The organism is Bacteroides oleiciplenus YIT 12058 (assembly GCF_000315485.1).
In the GTDB taxonomy this organism is placed as follows: Bacteria; Bacteroidota; Bacteroidia; order Bacteroidales; family Bacteroidaceae; genus Bacteroides; species Bacteroides oleiciplenus.
In genome coordinates this window covers 1,212,897-1,232,452 of record NZ_JH992941.1, presented here as the reverse complement: position 1 = coordinate 1,232,452, position 19,556 = coordinate 1,212,897, and the positions used below count along the sequence as shown (strand labels likewise).

Genomic DNA, 19,556 nt, shown 5'->3' with positions numbered 1-19,556 from the left:
CAATCAAACAGACTATAACAATGAACATCTTTCATCGAAAATCATTGCTGGCAACTTGCCTCGCGGTTATGATGACTCTACCGGGCTATGCGCAGAAGAATGAAGAGTCCCCCCAGTTGTCAGTCTATTTTTCTCCGGCAACCACAGGCGTCATGTCGCCGGACAGTGAGGGCTTCATTCAACGCTGGCTACTGTTGGAACCCATTGACAAGCCCAATCGCTCCAACACGGTTTTTACCGACAGTTACATTCGTGAAGCATTTGCCACCGAATATTTCCCCGGACAATTCACCGTCTTGCCCAAAGACGGTGATAAAGTGAGGGTAGGCAAACAAAAACTAACCTGGCACGCACTCGAAAGCAAACTCTTCAATGTGAAGCTGTTTCGCTTTGCCTCTGGCCTGAAGAAACAAGTATACGGTGTACTGTTCTGGGCTGTCACGGTCATCGAATGTCCCGAAGACATGGAGAACGTCCGGATGTCGGTAGGCTCCAACTCCGCATCCATGTGGTGGCTGAACGGCGAAGAAGCCGTAATTCTTTCGGGCGACCGCCGCATGGTCAAGGACGACTGCCTGTCGCGCCGGCTGACCTTGAAGAAAGGTAAGAACATCGTCCGTGGAGCCCTCATCAACGGTCCCGGAATGAGTGATTTCTGTGTTCGTTTCCTCGATGAGAATGGAACACCTGTTAAAAACATTACTATCAGCTATAAATGACCATGAAAACAAAAGCTATACTTATGGGCGTGGCAGCCCTGATGTCTGTATTGACATCTGAAAAAGCAATTGCACAAATAGGCGCTCCATACATCCACGACCCATCAACCATCATGGAGTGCGATGGTAAATACTACACGTTCGGCACAGGTGGAGGTGGATTGATATCCGAAGACGGCTGGACGTGGAACGGTGGCGGAGTAAGGCCCGGAGGAGGTGCAGCTCCAGATGCAGTGAAGATAGGCGACCGCTATCTGATTGCTTACAGTGCCACCGGAGGAGGACTCGGAGGAGGACACAGTGGTAAGGTATTGACCATATGGAACAAAACCTTAGACCCCAATTCCCCCGACTTCGCATATACGGAACCCATAGAAGTGGCATCTTCAGTGAACGATGAAGATTGCGATGCCATTGATGCCGGCCTCTTGCTCGACCCTACGGACGGGCGCCTGTGGTTGTCTTACGGCACCTATTTCGGATTTATCAGACTTGTAGAGCTCGACCCCGCAACCGGTAAACGGGTGGAAGGCAACGAAGCAATCGACATCGCCATTGATTGTGAAGCGACGGATTTGATATACCGTGACGGATGGTATTATCTTCTGGGAACACACGGCACTTGTTGCGATGGTCCGAACTCTACCTACAACATCGTAGTCGGCCGTTCGCGCAAAGTAACGGGACCATATGTTGACAATATGGGACGAAAGATGCTGGAAGGTGGCGGTAAGATGGTGATTGCCGCAGGGAACCGCCAAACCGGTCCCGGACACTTCGGGCTTTTCAAAGTGGCCGATGGTGTAGAGAAGATGTCATGCCACTTTGAAGCCGATTTCGACTGGGGTGGTCGTAGTGTATTGGGCATACGCCCACTCTTATGGAAGAATGAATGGCCCGTTGCCGGTGAAGTCTTCAAAGAAGGAACTTACGAGATTGAGTCCGAACGCAGAGGTTATGCCCTCGAACTTGCCGTCGACTTCGTGCGCATGGAGTATACCAGACATCGTTTCTGGGAAAAAGATGACACCCCCATCGTACCTTTGAAGTCACAAACACTGGAAGATGTGATCGGGACCTGGCCGCAAGGAAATATCAACGTAAGGATTGGCGATTACATGTTCCGTCCCCATCAGAAGTGGACCATTACCGCTGTGCCCGAAGCCGGCGGATACCTGGGCGGTCCTTATTACAAGATTGTGATTGAAGGAACCAACCGTGCATTGGCTACCACGGCAGATGCGGAGGTGGTGGCAGTTCCTGAGTTTACGGGAGCACCCGAACAGTTATGGAGAATCGATCAGTTGACGGACGGCACCTACCGGATCATGCCCAAAGAAGTGCCGGGAACCGACAAGGAGCTGGTTTTGGTATCCGTAGGCGACAGCACTCCTTCACTCGGCAAGTTCGATATGAACAGCGATAATTCCAAGTGGAACTTCCGCAATCATTAGAAACAATGTGACAATGCTATACCGGGTAATCCCACTCAGATAACAAATCGGCTGAAACAGCCATATGAATCAAAAATTAAGTGAACCGACTAAGAAAATGAATAGTATGAAACTAAAAATAATCATTTTTTGTATAGGAGTAGTGGGATGCCAAGTATTCACCGGATGCGGGAAAGGTACATCCTTCTCCCGCTCCGACTTCAGTTTTATTCTCGGAGGTGCAGTGCCGGGCGTCAGGATATTGAAACCGGACTTCCCCGAGAACAGGGAGGATTATCCTTTCCTATGGAGCGAAAATGAGTACGTAATAGATTTGGCAGCAAGTTACAGAAATACCCTGCCAGCAAGAAAAATCCTCCTAAAAAACAATTTAGTATCCCTCCCCGAAGGTATTACATGCTACATTTGCAGTTAATACCAGTATTTGAGAAGTATTTTTTAAAAGCATAAAAAGAGCTACAACTATGAAGAAATGGTTTCATGTCATACTAACTTTGTTTATTCTTTGTCTGATTGCCTGCACTCAGACAAAGAACACAGAGTTGCAATACACGTTTATCGGTGGCGTAGAAGGGAGCAAAACAGACACTACCTATTTCGACTCTTTGCAAATAAGCGACCCGTTCATTCTTGCAGATGAAGCAACACAAATGTACTATCTGGTTGGAAGCGGTGGCAGTTTATGGAAGAGTGCGGATATGAAGATGTGGACAGGACCCTATCAATACATCACCGTGGACACAACTTCCTGGATAGGAACCGCCCCGAGAATATGGGCACCGGAACTCCATAAGTACAAAGGCAAATATTATTGTTTCGTCACCTTTACCAATCCCCAGATAATCGTGGACACCGTGCCCAACAGGTATAACGTACAACGCCGTGCCACCCATATCCTCGTATCCGACAAGGCAGCAGGCCCTTATCATCCCATCAGCGACAAGAACTATTTGCCGGAGAACTGGTCTACACTCGACGGCAGTTTTTGGGAAGAAGACGGGGTGCCTTATATGGTCTTCTGCCACGAATGGATGCAAACCATCAATGGAATGATTAATTATATCAGGCTTGCCCCTGACTTATCAGAATCTGTGGGAGTCTCCACCACTCTTTTCAGAGCATCCGAAGCCACATGGCCAAGAGATATGAGATCGATAGGTGAACTCACTTTCGGCATGGCATTAGGAGGATATGTGGCAGACGGACCATTCTTGTTCAGGACGGATACAGGTCGTTTAGGAATGCTCTGGTCCAGTTGGAGCGACAATCGCTGTGCCCAGGGAGTGGCCTACTCCGAGTCGAGCAAGCTGGCAGGCCCTTGGGCCCAATACAATATTCCTTTAGTTCCCAACAATTCAGGACATGGTATGCTGTTCCGCACATTCGGAGGAAAGTTACTGATGTGCCTGCACCACCAAAGTCTCGACTCCGACCTCCCCGGCCCACGAAGACCTACTCTACTGGAGGTTGACATTTCGGGAGATCAGATTAAAATACTGGGTAAATATCATCCTTAGCGGTCAAGCAGCAATGAAGTAACTTGTATACAATGAAAAACATATAGTATCATGAGAAAGATAATAGTAGCATGCGGTTTGTTGTTCTCCTTATCGGGGTGGGGACAAACATTGCCGTACCAAAATCCCGAATTAAGTCCGGCAGAAAGAGCTAAAGATTTGGTATCGCGCCTGACTTTGGAAGAGAAGGCACTCTTAATGTGCGATGACTCGGAAGCTATCCCACGTTTGGGAATAAAGAAATTCAATTGGTGGAGTGAAGCCCTTCACGGAGTAGCCAATCAGGGAAATGTAACCGTTTTCCCCGAGCCCGTCGGGATGGCCGCTTCATTCAACGAGAAGCTGGTATTCGAGATTTTCAATGCAACCTCCGATGAAATGCGTGCCAAGCACAACGAGCGTGTACGCAATGGACTGGAAGACACCCGTTTCCACAGCCTTTCCGTTTGGACTCCCAATGTAAACATCTTCCGTGATCCCCGCTGGGGACGTGGCCAGGAAACCTATGGGGAAGATCCGTATCTGACTTCCCAAATGGGTATTGCAGTAGTAAAAGGACTGCAAGGGCCTGAAGATGAAAAGTATCGCAAGCTTCTTGCATGTGCCAAACACTATGCCGTGCATAGCGGTCCCGAATGGAGCCGCCATTCAGCCAACCTGAACAATATCAGCCCCCGCGATTTATGGGAAACCTATCTGCCTGCATTCAAGGCATTGGTGCAGAAAGCCGATGTACGCGAGGTGATGTGTGCCTACCAACGCCTGGACGATGATCCTTGCTGTGGAAGTACCCGTCTGCTCCAACAAATCCTCCGTGACGAATGGGGATTTAAATACCTCGTAGTTTCCGATTGCGGAGCCATTGCCGACTTCTGGACTTCCCACAAAAGCTCCTCCGATGCCGTACATGCCGCCGTTAAAGGAACAATGGCCGGCACGGACGTGGAGTGTGGATATGGATATGCTTACCAGAAACTGCCGGAAGCAGTGTCCAGAGGATTGATTACGGAAGAGGAAATAGACAAGCATGTGCTCCGTTTGCTGGAAGGACGCTTTGAACTCGGAGAAATGGACGACCCCTCATTGGTAAAATGGAGTCAGATACCAATGTCCGTAGTCAACAGTAAAGCTCACAAAGACTTGTCACTGAATATGTCACGCCAGACAATGACGCTTTTGCAGAACAAGAACAATGTATTGCCGTTAAGCAAATCCATCCGCAAAATTGCAGTTATCGGTCCCAATGCCGACGACAAACCCATGTTGTGGGGCAACTATAACGGAACGCCCAATCAGACTATTACCATTCTGGACGGCTTCAAAACCAAGTTGAAGAAGAATCAGATTATTTATATGAAAGGCTGCGACCTGGTGAATGATAAAACACTGGAATCCTATCTCGACCAATGCAGCATAGATGGGAAACCAGGCATCAAAGCTACATTCTGGAACAATCCGGAACGCCAGGGAGAACCGGTTTCTTCTCTCCGAACCACCCAACCCATCAATGTAACCACATACGGATTGCATACTTTCGGCCCGGGAGTGAACCTCGAGAAGTTCTCGGCCAAATACGAAACAGTATTTACCCCCAAAGAGTCAGGCGAAGTCCTCCTCAATCTCGAAGGTTGCAGCTACTTTGAGTTATTAGTAAACGGCCAGGCAATGGCCAAACGGCGCACCTGGAGAACCACCGATACCCGCACCATGTTGCAAGTGGAAAAGGGAAAAGAATATAAAATAGAAATACTCTATGCACAAGTGGAAAACTGGGCCGCAAACCTGAAGTTCAACCTCGGTAAAGAATTGCCGATTAATTACGACGAAAGCATTTCCAAGCTTAAGAACGTAGATATGGTAGTCTTCGTAGGCGGCATCTCACCACAACTGGAAGGAGAAGAAATGCCTCTGAATCTTCCCGGTTTCAAGAACGGCGACCGCACGGATATAGAACTGCCGGCAGTACAGCGTAACTTCCTGAAAGCCTTAAAGGAAGCCAGCAAGCAAGTTGTATTTGTCAATTGTTCCGGATCGTCCATGGCATTGCTACCCGAAACAGAAAGTTGTGACGCCATCCTTCAGGCATGGTATGGAGGAGAATTAGGCGGACAGGCAGTAGCCGATGTATTGTTTGGTGACTATAACCCCTCCGGTAAATTGCCCGTCACTTTCTATAAAAGTACGAAACAACTGCCCGACTATGAGGATTATTCCATGAAAGGACGCACCTACCGATATATGTCCGACCCTCTGTTCCCGTTTGGATTCGGATTAAGCTATACTGATTTCACCGTAGGCACAGCCCAGTGCAGCAAAACCCAACTCCGTACAGAGGAGGCGCTGACCTTGACCGTGCCGATCTCTAACACAGGCAAGCGCTCCGGAACGGAAGTCATACAAGTATACATCCGCAAAACAGATGATACCGGTGGCCCGTTAAAGTCATTGAAAGCCTATGCCCGCGCAGAACTTGCAGCAGGGGCTACTCAGGACATAGAGATACAACTGCCAGCCGAATCATTCGAATGTTTTGATCCTTCAACCAATACAATGCGAGTGGCACCGGGTGAGTACGAATTATTCTACGGAACCAGTTCCGCAGCCAAGGATTTGCAATCCGTCAAAGTAACTTTACTATAAAAAGGAAGTCAGCTCATTCCATGGCTTCATCCTATTTTTATTTATCTTTGTGTCCGGATGGAGAAATAGAGAACCGGTACACTCTAAAAAAAACAACTTATGAAAAACAAAAGACTGTTTTTATTATCCGCATTTCTGGTGATAATAGGTACGCTACAAGCTCAAAATCCAATTATAAAGGATCAGTTCACCGCTGACCCTACTGCAAAAGTATTTGAGGGCAAGATGTTTGTCTATCCTTCACATGACATTCCAAGCCCCATTGACCGGTTGAAAGAATGGTTCTGCATGGCAGACTATCATGTATTCTCGTCAGAAAACTTGGTGGACTGGACAGACCATGGAGTGATTCTAAGCCAGGAGAACGTACCTTGGGTAGCTCCCGATTCCTATTCCATGTGGGCTCCCGAGTGTGTGTACAAGAATGGGAAATATTACTTTTACTTCCCCTCCACCCCTAAAGGCGAGGGTAAGCGTGGTTTCAGTATCGGAGTTGCCATAGCCGACAAGCCTTACGGTCCTTTCACCCCGCAAGCCAATCCTATTGAAGGAGTAAACGGCATCGACCCTTGTGTGCTCATTGATAAAGACGGGCAGGCCTACATCTACTGGTCGGGCCGTGGAATGTCGGTAGCAAAGCTGAAAGAAAACATGCTTGAGCTGGACTCCGAGCCCATCAAAATAGAAGGATTGCCCGAAGGTTTTAAAGAAGGTCCTTTTGCTTTTGAGCGCAACGGGAAATATTACTTCACATTCCCCTGGGTAAAAGAAAAAACAGAAACATTGGCCTATGCTATGGGAGACAGCCCTATGGGGCCTTTTGAATTCAAAGGCATCATCATGGACGAGTCACCGACCGGCTGCTGGACAAACCACCATTCATTAGTGAAATACAAAGACCAGTGGTATCTGTTCTACCACCACAATGACTACTCTCCCGAATTTGATAAAAACAGATCGACACGTATTGATTCCTTGTTCTTCAATCCTGACGGTACTATCCAGAAGGTAACCCCCACCCTACGTGGAGTCGGCATAACAGATGCCCGGAAAGAGATTCAACTCGACCGGTACAGCCGATTAAGCAACCGGGGAGCAGCCATTGACTACCTGAACCTGACAAACAAGTTTGAAGGTTGGAAAACCATATTAAGCAAAAACGGTGCATGGATACAGTACAACCGGGTAGATTTCGGCAACAGCGCTCCCCGGAAAGTAAAAGCAAGAGTTTCCTCGGAAGATGGAGGGATACTACAAATACGTATAAACGGAACAGACGGTCCGGTTATCTCGGAAATCAAAGTTCCCAAGAGTGATAAATGGACGGAAATCGAATCCCCTGTCCGTTCCGGTCAGAGCGGTATCCACGATTTATATGTATCACTAAAAGGAAACGGCAAGGTCGAGACCGACTGGATTACTTTCCAATAATCCCCTTTGAGCAAGCCTCCAGACCGGATATGAAATACATGAAAATAATAGCGCTACTCACAACCCTGCTCTGCATCCTGCAAGGACAGGGTTTAGTCGTTGCCCAAAACAATCCGAACCAATACAATTACCTGTACCTGACTATTCAGAATGGACTGTGTGACAACTCCATCCAGGCTATACACAAAGATCGTAACTCATTCATGTGGTTCGGAACCTCCAACGGGCTCGACCGTTACGACGGCTATGAGCTGAAACACTACTCCACCGCCCCGAGGCAACCTTATCAGTTTATTGAAAGCAACTTCATCAACGACATTGACGAGGACGCCAATAGCTATCTGTGGATAGCCTCCGAATCCGGAATCATGAGCATCGACCTCCTTCACGAAAACCTCAACTTCTACAAAGACTATTCCGGCAAAAACAATAACGTACTCTACTCTCCTGTTCAGGCAATACTTGTCGATGACTTCAATAACCTCTGGATAGGTAAAAGCGACGGCCTCGCCTACATTATCCTGAATGAAGAAAGACAAATAAAAGATATACAAATCTTGAAGAAAGATGTGGATATCAAAGCCATTGTGAACCATGGGGGCAGCATCTGGGCAGGAGGCGATAAGTGCCTGTTGCATTTCGCCCCTTCCGAGAAGGAGGGTTACAACAGTATACCCGTGACCATGAACCTGGATATTTCAAAGCTGACCTTCAACTGCCTGTCCTCTTACGGAGACTATCTGTGGATGGGTACGCAGAGCGGTTTATACTGTTACAACACCCAGAACCAGTTCTGCATGCTCTATCAGCATAATCCCAACGACCCTCACAGCATCTCTTCCAATTTCATCACAGACATTGGTAAGAACTCATCCGGTGACATCATCATAGGCACCCGAAACGGGATAAACATCTATCAAAGAAACAACCAATTTGTAACTTTCAACAAGGGCACTCAGCCCCAGTCGCTGAACGACAATATCATCAACCGGATATTTGTGGACGAGAACGACAATATTTGGGCAGGAGCCAACTTCGGAGGTATTAATATCATGTCTCCGCAACGCATCACTTTCACCTATGCACTGCAAAGGCGTAAACAAGACTCTCCCAATATCATCAGCACCGTTCTCGAAGACAGAGAAGGGAATATCCTTGCCGGCATTGTAGACGGGGGATTAGCCATTAAGAAGAAAGGCAGCCAGTCGTTCTCTTTCTATAAACACAACCTGGAAAACCCACATTCACTGGCCCATAACAATATCTCGGACATCATCCAGGACTTCAACGGAGATTACTGGATATCAACCATTGGCGGAGGACTGGACAAGCTGGCAAAAGCCAACCTCTCCAATCCGATCTTCGAACATTACAACAGCCTCAACTCCGCCTTACCGTCCAATGACATCTACGACATTGCATTGGACTCAGTCAGAAACGCACTATGGATATGCACCAGCAGCCACATTAACACGCTCGACTTCTCGACCGGAGTCATCAACCGGCTGAAGTACTACACCCAGTCCAGAGAACCCGTACACAATATGAGTACCATCTTCATCGACTCAAAGTCCAGATTATGGATAGGTGGCAACGGCGTCTATGTCATCGACCTGGAAGATTCGAGAAACAACTACGAATGCATATACTACCAATATAAGCTGGATAACCCCGAAAGCAAGATCAATGAGAAAATAACCTGCATATTTGAAACCCAGAAGGGAGAAATTTATCTGGGCAGCCTCGGAAACGGCATTTACCTGCTGGAAGACGGAAGCAATGCGGGAAAATACAAGTTCATGAACTATGCCGTACGCTGCGGCCTTTCGGATACCAGCATTTCCAATATACTGGACGACAAGAACGGAAACCTGTGGATCAGCACACTCAAAGGCGTTTACTTCTTCGACATCACCACCAAACGGGCCTTCAAGTTTGATGAAGGAGACGGGTTGTTAGTGCCTCAATTCTACAAGCGGTCAGGATGCAAAGCAGCCAATCATAATATGCTGTTAGGCACTATCGACGGATTTGTCACCTTCAGTCCGTTAGTCAGCCTGCCCAGGCAGAAACAACGGACAGTCACCCTTACCAGTGCCGTCTGCGACGGGAAGCAACTGATTCCTTATCTGGATAGCGACAACCTCCCGACGAGTATATCGACCACCAAAGAGTTGCACCTATATCCGCCGCAGAACTCCTTTGAAATCACCTTCAGTTGTCTGGACTATCTGGAGCAGGAAAAAGTGTTCTACTCCTATCGCATACTCGAACTGAAAGAAAACAGGAACGTAGGTCTCGTGAAGAGAAATGCCAAATACACCAATCTTTCTCCCGGAAAGTACACGCTCGAGATACAATGTACCAATCATGACAATACCTGGTCCAGCAAACTGACCACGCTCAGCATCATTGTGCACCCGCCATTCTATAAAACCACCTGGTTCTACTCGCTGATAGCCATCCTGATTATATCAATCCTGATTTATATCATCTATTCATATAATGCCAGGCAGAAGCACATACAGAAGCTACTGAAAGAAAAGATAGAAGTCATGTCCCGGCAAATGGAAGCCATCAATAAAGAGAAGCTCTCATACTTCACCAATCTTGCACATGAATTCAAAACTCCACTGACCCTGATACAAGGACCGGCAAGCCAGCTTATGAACCAAGTCACCGACCCCGGTGAGAAGGAAGACCTGCAAATCATCAACCGCAACGCGCAATACCTGCTTTCGCTGGTCAACCAACTCATCGACCTACGCAAGATAGACACCAAGAACCTGACTCTCAACTCCGTCCGTTTCAACTTCAGCAAGTTCCTGGACACCACCATCATGGACTTCTCCAACTTAATGAAGGAACGGAATATACAGTTCGAGAAAATATACCGCCTGAAAAGCGACCATATCTATTCGGACAAGGAAAACCTGCATAAGATATTGTTCAACCTCTTATCAAATGCCATTAAGCACACTCCCGACAAAGGGAAAATCACGGTACACGCCAACCAGTTCACCGACAAGTCGAAGAGGCTTATACAGTTCATCTCCGTCACCAATAGCGGCAGCACAATCGCCCCCGATGAGGTGGACAAGATATTCAACCGTTTCTACCGGATTCCCGACCAGAACAAATACACAAGCTACGGGCAAAGCAGTACGGGCATCGGCCTGCACATCGTAAAAGAGATTACCACGCTGCTGGGCGGAACCATAAAAGTAAAGAGTTCGGAAGATGCAGGGGTATCTTTCAGGCTCTACTTCCCCATCACACTGGCCAATGAGTCTGAAAGTGAGGCTCATCCTGAAGAATACAGCAAGCCCGTGCCGGTAGAGGACAAAATAGAGCCTTTCATCCCCATCGACAGGAGCAAACCCACCCTGTTGCTGGTGGAAGACAATCCGGACATGCGCCACTACATCAAGAATATGCTGAAAGAAAAGTATAACATTGCTGAGGCCAACAACGGCGAACAGGGCTACAAGGCGGCACAAAATATTATGCCCGATTTCATCGTGTCCGACTTGATGATGCCCGTCTGCGACGGTGCCGACTTCTGCAAGAGAATACGCGAGGACAAGCTTCTATGCCACATCCCATTCCTGCTTCTTACAGCAAACTCGAGCGAAAATGCCCGGATAGAAAGTTATGAGAATGGGGTGGACGGATATATCACCAAGCCTTTCGAAGAGTCCGTCCTCTTGGCTAATATAGACTCCATACTGAAAAACAGAGACCTGCGCCAGAAGAAATTCGTAGAACAGGACTTAGACCCTATCTTGCTGGAAGTGGGGCAACCGGACCAGCAATTCATGAATGATGTGATGGATATATTGGAGAAGAACTATGCTAACCCCGACTTCGGTGTGAAGGAACTGACAGACAAACTGAACATCAGTTATACGGTCATCTACAAGAAGTTCATCTCGCTCACCGGTCTGCCTCCGGTGCGTTTCCTCCAACTGTACAGGTTGCAGATTGCAAAGAAGATATTGGAGAACAGTACGAACAACGTCATTGTATCCGAGATTGCTTACCGGGTGGGGTTCAACGATCCCAAGTACTTCACCCGCTGCTTTGTGAAGCAATATAAGAAGACACCCAGCTCGTTTTTTAAGTAAAGCTTCGGGAGTGTATTCCGGAAGCTTCACGAACGTGATCATGAAGCTTTAGGAACGCGTTCATAAAGCTTTACGAATAAACGGCTCATTTAATGGTGATTAGATCGCCATCCGTGAAGCCTGCCGTGATGTGCTCCACCCGGAAGAGGGAGATGTCTGCCAGTTCGTCTTTCAGCTCTTTCAGCACTTCCACCAGAGTATTCAGCACTTCCTCCCACGGAAGACGGCTGGAAAGTTGCAGGTTATCGCAGTTCCTTTCTCTTGGCTCGAAGTCTTCCTCACATGCCCAGTCATCATCTTCGGCGTCGTAGTGCCTGGAGCCGGTCAGTTCCAGGGTATAGCAACTATCGCCGTTCTCTTCGGCTGCTTCCCAGAGGTTGAAGTTCAGCGCAACGATATCGGCGGGCACAGTTTCATGCGCGTCAATGTAGAGAAGCCACCGACGCACAATATCCTTCACCTTCGGCTTATCGAAAGTCTCCATGGGAGCAAGCAAAGCCTGCGAGTCCGGAACCTCTTCATTTCCCCCGAAAAGGGAGAACAGTTTCTTTAGCATATTACTCATTCTTAGTCTATTCAAAAAAAACATACCGACAACCACTTTGAATCTGCAAAGGTAATGACAAACCATAAATATATAGTATCTTTGCCCCGATAAATACCGACAACCATGAAGCATCTTGCACTCTTGCTCCTCATTCTCTCATTATCATCATGCAGTCGCTACAAACAGGCAAATGATATAATAGACAAGGCCGAAGCCATTGTCTCCCACCACCCGGACAGCGCCCTCCTCCTTCTGCAATCCATACACGAACCGGAAGCGCTGACCGACTCCCTACGGGCAAAATTCTGGCTGGTCAACGGGCAGGCACACTACAACTGCAACCGCTCCACAGCCGAAGATTCCCTGTTGAAATATGCGCTGGACTACTACAAGGAACACAACGATATTGTACGAACAACTCAGGCATACAAACTGTTCGCGCAACACCTTTGGTGGAAGGGCGACCGGGCAGGAGCAGCGAACCTGTTGCACGAAGGAATGGAAACCGCACGGGCAGCGCAGGATACCGCCTGCACCCTCCAACTACTCCATTCCATCATCACCCAAAGCACGGGAGACGAGAACTTTGAAGATGCCGTGAAGTACCTGAAAGAATTGCTGGCAACAGACAGGAATGCCCCGGACACCTACATAACTTACAATATGCTGGGCATCGCCTATTATTATCTCCAGCAGAAAGATTCCTCTTTATGCTACCTGCAAAAAGCCTACGAAGCAGTCAATCAGCCCGACTACGACCTCAACTCGTGGGGACTTGTGTCACGAAACTATGCGGACATCCTTAGCGACTTCGGCGAACACCGCAAGGCAATCGACATCCAGCGCGAAGTGCTCCGCCGCTACCTTGCGGCAAACGATAAATTCACATCGCTCTCTTACAGCTCCCTGGGCAGGTATTACCTGAATATCCACCAAATGGATTCGGCGAGATACTACATGCAAATGAGCAAGGAAACCTACTCGCCTTACATTGACCAGGACTTGTCATTGAGCAACTACTACCTCATTCAGAATACCCTGATGCAATATATTTCCACCAATCAGTTCCTCATCAAGGACGTCACGCTCTTCTCCAACCGGATGTTCGAGGACTACCTCAACCGGGAGAAAGTGATTGCCGAGAAGAACGAGAGTAAGCGGGTATTGGAACAACGGAATCTCCGCCTGTCCATCGCCAAGCAACAGGAGCAAATGCTACTCATTATCGTGCTGTTAGTTGTCGTTCTGGCTGCGGTACTCGTAGCGTTCTACATCCAGCGAAGAAAGAAACTGCTGGAAGAGAAGGAAGAAGAACTGGAAACGCTGAAACATCTGTGGGCTGATGTAGAGAAAACGAATAATGAGAATGACCAGTTCTTCAAGAAAATCCTGCTCCAGCAAATGGGCATCATACGCATGGTTGCCACCAATCCAACGCCACACAACCAGGAATTCCTGTCGCAAATGAAGCGCATCACCCAGGAAGATATTCCCACGGACGACCTGCTGGTTTGGGAAGACCTTTATAAAGTGATTGATTCCATATACGACAATTTCTACACGCACGTCCTCACCCGCTTCGGCAACGTGCTGAATGAGCGTGAGCTACAACTCTGCTGCCTGCTGAAAGCTAACTTCTCTACGAAAGAAATCAGTGTAGTCACCCAGCAAAGCGTGCGCACGGTCTATCAGCGAAAAACAACTATCCGCCAGAAACTGAATATGGACGAGAAAGAGGACATTGCGGATTTTCTGAGCCGATAAACTACCTTATTTCTTTCCGGACAGAACACCCGTATCCGAGTCACTATTATTAAGCACTTTACCTTTTGAATTATAACTCCTTCCGAAATCGAGCCTGAACGAGACATTCACCATGAATATCGGGCTCAGATTTGTAGAGAAAGCCACCTGCCGGCTGCCTGCCAGATGTGAAACATTCTCTATTTCCTGCTCATACCGCTTGGTGAACGGGTTGAGCACTCCGGCCGAAATGCTCCACTTCTCCTTATTATAACCCAGCATCATGGAGTGCAGCTTTTCTTCTTTAGTGATTGTCTCGCCCCACAACGTATGGTTGCTGGTATTCATTTCCGCCATGAACGTCCAGTTCTTATAAGCCGCCATCAGGCTGCCACGAACACCAAAGTTGGTATGAGTGTGTGTATAAGTATTCCCCTGACTGATATAACGGTTCAAGAACGGTGTCACTCTGATGGCAATGTACTCCTTCCAAGGAAGTATCTGGACAGACGTTTCGAGGTTAATCCTATGGAAGCCTTTATGATTCTCCATAGTGCGGATAAACTTTCCATCCTCAAAGTAAGTACTCTCCATCACAGGTTTGTTGTCATAACTGTAGCGGGCAAAGAAATCGACAGCCACCTTCTTATGCATCCAGCTTGCACTGAAAGTGTTGGAGTAGAAGCGGACGGGCTTTAATCCGGGATTTCCCCGGCGCACTTGCAGCAAGTCTATAGGTTGCGAGATGTCGTTGAGGTCGGACAAGGAAGGGGAATAGCCGGAGATATAGCCGTTATATCTGAAAAACAGATTCTCCTTCGGAGTATAAGACAGCCGGATGGAAGGCTTGAAGATATAAGTTTCGTTATGCTTCCCTTCCTGCGAATTGTAAGTTCTCATACCTCCTATGCCCAGTGTATAAGCGAACTTATTGATATCGCGCTGATATTCTGCAAAGGCGTACGTTTCTGCGGTGTTCATCTCCACCTGTTCTTCCACAGCTCCCGAATATCCGTTGCTGAGATAAGCCTGCGTATGCTTGATGCCTCCGGAAAGTTTTCCGTTCTTAAACTTCTTATCATAAATGCCTTCGGTGATGAGGGAATACTTCTCGCCATCAATGGAAGAATAAACTGTTGACGGAGTTTCGCCCGGCATACTTTCCTGATAGGTACGCATATTCTCACTATTCAGATAAGTGCCTACCACGTTGAAGGTAAGGCTCTGCTGATGCTTCATGCTGCGCTGGTAGTAGACGTCCAGTGAAGGAATCCGCAACTTCGACGAAAGACGGTCGGATATGGAGAGGACATCTTCTCCCTGATACAAGCTGCTCTCGCGGTCGGAAAAGGAGTTGGGGGTATCGTTATAATTATTCCGCAAAGTGACGTTCAGCATTTGCTTGTCATCGTCCTGCAAGTTATAGGTCAGGGAAAAGTTAAGGTCATCGTACTTCACCGGGGTAGGTTTGCCAATCTCCCTGCGCTCCAAGGTGTTATCAGGGAAGCGGAAAGTCTCATAGTTCTCCCGCGTCCACTTTAGGTCTCTCCGTCCCCAATAGGCATAGGCGCTAAACTCAGACTTCCGGTAATTATACTTGGCGGACAGGTTGTTTTCGCCATAACCGTTAGCTGAAAGGGCATTCGATAAATCCGCTGCAATGGTTCCGCCAGAGTCTTTTCTTTTGACGATGTAATCCAGCACCGCCCCTACATTGCCATAGCGCAAACCGGGATTATCGTGATATTCTATCTTAATAATATCCGCAGGACTCAAGGCAATAACTTCCGCCTGAGTTACCTCTACTCCATTTATTCTGAATTGTACACTCTCTCCACCGGACATTTTCACGGAATTATCCACCGGATTAATCAGGATGCGGGACAATTGCAGATTCCGTAAAAGGGACAGCCCATTGGTAGACGCCTTTACCTGTGCCTGTGTGGGAAGGATAATCTGACGGTCGGTTTTCTTCAGGACAGGGTTAGCACGTACAGTAACCCCTTCCAGCATTACGCCGGAGTTCAGTAAGGCAATATCTCCGATAGGCAGGTTCTTTTCCAAATTCCGGATATCAATGCACACTGTTTCATAACCTACATAAGAGGCAGTGATCCTAAAGTTTCCGTTCGCCACATTATCAAAAGAGAAATTCCCTTTGGTATCCGTAACGGTTCCTTTCACAAATAAAGAATCAGAAGTCAGCAACTGCACTGTTACAAATTCCAGTCCGGACTTTGTTTCTTCTTCTACAACCCTGCCTGTTATCTTGTTTTGGGCAACTGACATAAGGGATACAAGCGACGCAATGCATAAAATAATCATGTGTTTCATAAACCTAATTTTTGAATGATTTGATGAGACAAAATTAGGCTGGAAATAGGGTTCCATTGATTTATATCGGCAGGTTTATAAAGTGCAATCACTTTTACAACACACTGATAATCAAAAGAAAGCAAGTGAAGATTTTGGAAAAAGTTTATATTATCCCTCTGGACGTTTATATGCCAATTACAATGGAGAAATCCAACATTAAAAACACAACTTTCCACCCTTGGGAACACTTCTTCTATCGCACTATCCTTTTGACATTCTGTATTTCCTGATCGTTGAGAACAGGCTGTATCCAGATAAGTACTTATAAGTACAGAAACAAGCAAACAGAAATCTGCAAAAAGCAGATTGACTGTATAATATCTGAATCCTTACATTTCTTTTAGAATGAAATATTCCCTGAAAAGCATATATATAGTGTAAATCATGAAGCAAATAAGTCCGTTAGTCGGAAGTAGTAACCCTTTTACCTGGAAGTAGTAACCATAGTATCTATAAGTAGTAACCCATTTGCCCGGAAGTAGTAACCCTTTGCTGCATAAATTGCCTGTAAATATGCAATAATATGCAACAATAGCGCATATTCAATCTCTGTTTATGCACAAGTTACTCTATAATATACTTTTTCACGATAAGGTATGTTACGAAACTGCAACGATTATAATCATATTAAGTAAATACCGGACTATTTGCTATCATTTTGATTCCTATACTTCACACCCCTTATTTATTACCTGCAAATAATCACATATCATGGAAGAAGCATAGCGAAGATTCATTTGCCAGCAACAAATGAAATCGTTTGTCGATAGCAAATAAAATCGTATATCTGTTATCCAATGTAGGCAACCTGGTATCAGCCGGCAAATTGGTGGGCATGTTTGATATAAAGGCTGCATCCACCTTTCTGGATTACTTCTCTTTCTATCAGCAATCTTATCTACTAGAATTTGTCCCCATATTCAGTTATTCGCTGAAAGTACAATCCCGAAACCCCAAGAAAGTATATGCCATGGATCTGGGATTGGTGAATGAAGCCTCCGCAAACTTTTCAGATGCCACGGGCCATAAACTAAAAAATCTCATCTTTTTGCACCTGCGTAGGAAACCGGGCAATATCTACTACTATAAAGAAAAAGGAGAATGTGATTTCATCGTTGCCGAAAAAGGCAAAGTACTCCATGCCATTCAAGTTTGTCACCAAATAACTGACCAAAACTTCACGCGTGAATATAACGGACTACTGGAAGCCATGAAAGCATTCAATTTACAAGAAGGTACTATTGTAACCACTAATCAGACCGATTCTTTTGAAGAAGACGGCAGACACATCCGGCTGATACCTGCTAACCGGTTCTTACTCTCATAAACAACATCCTCACGAACAAAGGCTGTCACTTCCGCACCGAAAATTCAGTGCGAAAGGACAGCCTTCTATGTAAATAGCTTGTAAAGCTACGCTGATTACTAATTGAAGATTATAAACCGAAAGCAGCCTTCACCTTATCCACATAATCCAGCTTCTCCCAGGTGAAGAGTTCTACCTCTACATCCTTATCACCTTCATAGCGGGATTTGAAGTGCTTGGTTATCACCTGCGGTTCACGTCCCAGATGTCCGTAAGCGGCAGTTTCCTGATAGATAGGGTTACGAAGTTTCAAGCGGTCCTCGATAGCCTTCGGACGAAGGTCGAAGAGTTCGTCAATCTTCTTCGCAATCTCACCATCGCTCATGTTTACGTGCCCACGTCCGTAAGTGTTGACGTAAATATTGATGGGGCGTGCAACACCAATCGCATAAGACACCTGTACCAACATTTCGTCGGCTACACCGGCAGCTACCAGGTTCTTGGCAATGTGACGGGCTGCATAAGCAGCACTACGGTCCACCTTCGAGGGGTCTTTACCGGAGAAAGCGCCACCACCATGAGCACCCTTGCCTCCATAAGTATCTACGATAATCTTACGTCCCGTCAGACCTGTATCTCCGTGAGGACCGCCGATAACGAACTTTCCGGTAGGATTAACGTGGTAAGTGATATGGTCGTTGAACAATGCAAGTACTTTCTCTGCATGAATAGAAGCTATCACACGCGGCATCAGGATGTTGATTACATCCCGGCGGATGGTGGCAAGCATCTCTTCATCCGCTTTCAACTGGGCAGCTTCGCTGTCGTCAGCCGGCTGGATGAAGTCATCATGCTGGGTAGAAACTACGATCGTATCGATGCGGACGGGTGTACCGTTATCATCATATTCAATGGTTACCTGACTCTTGGAATCGGGGCGGAGATAAGTCATTTCCTTGCCTTCGCGACGAATGTCGGCCAGCACTTGCAGGATGCGGTGTGACAGGTCGAGAGAAAGAGGCATGTAGTTTTCTGTTTCGTTAGTAGCATAGCCGAACATCATTCCCTGGTCGCCTGCACCCTGTTCCATAGGGTCCTGACGCTCTACACCACGGTTAATGTCGGGACTTTGCTCATGAATAGCGGACAATACACCACACGAGTTACTTTCGAACATGTACTCGCCCTTGGTATAGCCGATTTTCTGAATTACTTCGCGCGCAATGAGTTGTAGGTCAACGTACGCTTTGGTTTTCACTTCTCCAGCCAGCACCACCTGTCCGGTAGTTACCAGAGTTTCGCAAGCTACTTTCGAACTGGGGTCGTAAGCCAACAGTTTGTCAAGCACAGCGTCCGATATTTGATCGGCCACTTTGTCGGGGTGTCCTTCAGACACCGATTCGGATGTGAATAAATATCCCATACTTCTAAATTAAAGAATGAATAATTAAAGAATGAAAAGCGGGGACCAGGTGAGTAGACATGCATATCCCGATGCTCGGAGCATCGTCAGAAAAGGATGTGTTTTAGCATTTTTTTCTGTGGTTGCAAGCTACTCAAATCTTTCCACATTTCATTTTCGGGTGCAAAGATAAAGGTTTTCTTATGAAATAGCATATAAACAGGAAAGCATTAACATTATATTAGCAAAAGAAGTGTACCGATATCCCATCGGCACACTTCCCAATTAGTAGTC

General features: G+C 46.9%; 12 protein-coding genes. 9 read left to right on the top strand and 3 right to left on the bottom strand.

Going from position 1 to position 19,556, the window contains the following annotated elements; translation table 11 throughout:
- Window positions 1–20: 20 nt before the first annotated feature.
- From HMPREF9447_RS12420 to HMPREF9447_RS12390, 7 genes are all read left to right on the top strand, one after another.
- A complete protein-coding gene (locus HMPREF9447_RS12420; RefSeq protein WP_009130089.1) occupies window positions 21–719 on the top strand; it encodes a hypothetical protein in 699 nt (232 codons plus the stop codon).
- Window positions 720–721: 2 nt separating this feature from the next.
- On the top strand, window positions 722–2,173 hold the full coding sequence (locus tag HMPREF9447_RS12415) for a family 43 glycosylhydrolase (RefSeq protein WP_009130088.1): 1,452 nt from the start codon (window positions 722–724) through the stop codon (window positions 2,171–2,173).
- Between the two features lie 106 nt (window positions 2,174–2,279).
- On the top strand, window positions 2,280–2,588 hold the full coding sequence (locus tag HMPREF9447_RS12410; RefSeq protein ID WP_009130087.1) for a hypothetical protein: 309 nt from the start codon (window positions 2,280–2,282) through the stop codon (window positions 2,586–2,588).
- Between the two features lie 49 nt (window positions 2,589–2,637).
- Entirely contained in the window at window positions 2,638–3,690 is a 1,053-nt protein-coding gene (locus HMPREF9447_RS12405) for a glycoside hydrolase family 43 protein (protein WP_009130086.1), read from the top strand.
- Between the two features lie 51 nt (window positions 3,691–3,741).
- Window positions 3,742–6,330, top strand: a complete 2,589-nt coding sequence (gene xyl3A / locus HMPREF9447_RS12400; RefSeq protein WP_009130085.1) for a xylan 1,4-beta-xylosidase — start codon at window positions 3,742–3,744, stop codon at window positions 6,328–6,330.
- A 99-nt stretch (window positions 6,331–6,429) separates the two neighbouring features.
- Window positions 6,430–7,761: a family 43 glycosylhydrolase gene (locus tag HMPREF9447_RS12395; protein WP_009130084.1), complete on the top strand. Its 1,332-nt coding sequence runs from the start codon at window positions 6,430–6,432 to the stop codon at window positions 7,759–7,761.
- A gap of 38 nt (window positions 7,762–7,799) precedes the next feature.
- A complete protein-coding gene (locus HMPREF9447_RS12390) occupies window positions 7,800–11,888 on the top strand; it encodes a hybrid sensor histidine kinase/response regulator transcription factor (RefSeq protein ID WP_009130083.1) in 4,089 nt (1,362 codons plus the stop codon).
- A gap of 85 nt (window positions 11,889–11,973) precedes the next feature.
- Here the strand turns inward: HMPREF9447_RS12390 and HMPREF9447_RS12385 are convergent, their stop codons facing one another.
- Window positions 11,974–12,444 carry a hypothetical protein gene (locus HMPREF9447_RS12385; protein WP_009130082.1) on the bottom strand — a complete coding sequence of 157 codons (471 nt, stop codon included), beginning with the start codon at window positions 12,442–12,444 and terminating at the stop codon, window positions 11,974–11,976.
- Window positions 12,445–12,558: 114 nt separating this feature from the next.
- Between HMPREF9447_RS12385 and HMPREF9447_RS12380 the strand changes: the two genes are divergently transcribed.
- Window positions 12,559–14,199, top strand: coding sequence for a tetratricopeptide repeat protein (locus HMPREF9447_RS12380; protein ID WP_009130081.1), 1,641 nt, complete (start codon window positions 12,559–12,561; stop codon window positions 14,197–14,199).
- 6 nt (window positions 14,200–14,205) lie between these two features.
- On the opposite strand, the gene HMPREF9447_RS12375 is transcribed toward HMPREF9447_RS12380, so the two are convergent.
- Window positions 14,206–16,512: a TonB-dependent receptor gene (locus HMPREF9447_RS12375; RefSeq protein ID WP_009130080.1), complete on the bottom strand. Its 2,307-nt coding sequence runs from the start codon at window positions 16,510–16,512 to the stop codon at window positions 14,206–14,208.
- An 802-nt stretch (window positions 16,513–17,314) separates the two neighbouring features.
- Between HMPREF9447_RS12375 and HMPREF9447_RS12370 the strand changes: the two genes are divergently transcribed.
- Window positions 17,315–17,881 carry an ATP-binding protein gene (locus HMPREF9447_RS12370; protein ID WP_009130079.1) on the top strand — a complete coding sequence of 189 codons (567 nt, stop codon included), beginning with the start codon at window positions 17,315–17,317 and terminating at the stop codon, window positions 17,879–17,881.
- Window positions 17,882–17,990: 109 nt separating this feature from the next.
- Here HMPREF9447_RS12370 and metK read toward each other — a convergent pair whose 3' ends face one another.
- Window positions 17,991–19,283, bottom strand: coding sequence for a methionine adenosyltransferase (gene metK, locus HMPREF9447_RS12365; protein WP_009130078.1), 1,293 nt, complete (start codon window positions 19,281–19,283; stop codon window positions 17,991–17,993).
- Between the last annotated feature and the right edge of the window lie 273 nt (window positions 19,284–19,556).

Excerpts from the sequence above, each read along its gene's own strand:
- HMPREF9447_RS12390 (WP_009130083.1), top strand. The coding sequence starts at position 7,800 with ATGAAAATAATAGCGCTACTCACAACCCTGCTCTGCATCCTGCAAGGA.
- HMPREF9447_RS12420 (WP_009130089.1), top strand. The coding sequence starts at position 21 with ATGAACATCTTTCATCGAAAATCATTGCTGGCAACTTGCCTCGCGGTT.
- HMPREF9447_RS12405 (WP_009130086.1), top strand. The coding sequence starts at position 2,638 with ATGAAGAAATGGTTTCATGTCATACTAACTTTGTTTATTCTTTGTCTG.
- HMPREF9447_RS12415 (WP_009130088.1), top strand. The coding sequence starts at position 722 with ATGAAAACAAAAGCTATACTTATGGGCGTGGCAGCCCTGATGTCTGTA.
- HMPREF9447_RS12380 (WP_009130081.1), top strand. The coding sequence starts at position 12,559 with ATGAAGCATCTTGCACTCTTGCTCCTCATTCTCTCATTATCATCATGC.
- HMPREF9447_RS12385 (WP_009130082.1), bottom strand. The coding sequence starts at position 12,444 with ATGCTAAAGAAACTGTTCTCCCTTTTCGGGGGAAATGAAGAGGTTCCG.
- metK (WP_009130078.1), bottom strand. The coding sequence starts at position 19,283 with ATGGGATATTTATTCACATCCGAATCGGTGTCTGAAGGACACCCCGAC.
- HMPREF9447_RS12375 (WP_009130080.1), bottom strand. The coding sequence starts at position 16,512 with ATGAAACACATGATTATTTTATGCATTGCGTCGCTTGTATCCCTTATG.
- HMPREF9447_RS12410 (WP_009130087.1), top strand. The coding sequence starts at position 2,280 with ATGAAACTAAAAATAATCATTTTTTGTATAGGAGTAGTGGGATGCCAA.
- HMPREF9447_RS12395 (WP_009130084.1), top strand. The coding sequence starts at position 6,430 with ATGAAAAACAAAAGACTGTTTTTATTATCCGCATTTCTGGTGATAATA.
- xyl3A (WP_009130085.1), top strand. The coding sequence starts at position 3,742 with ATGAGAAAGATAATAGTAGCATGCGGTTTGTTGTTCTCCTTATCGGGG.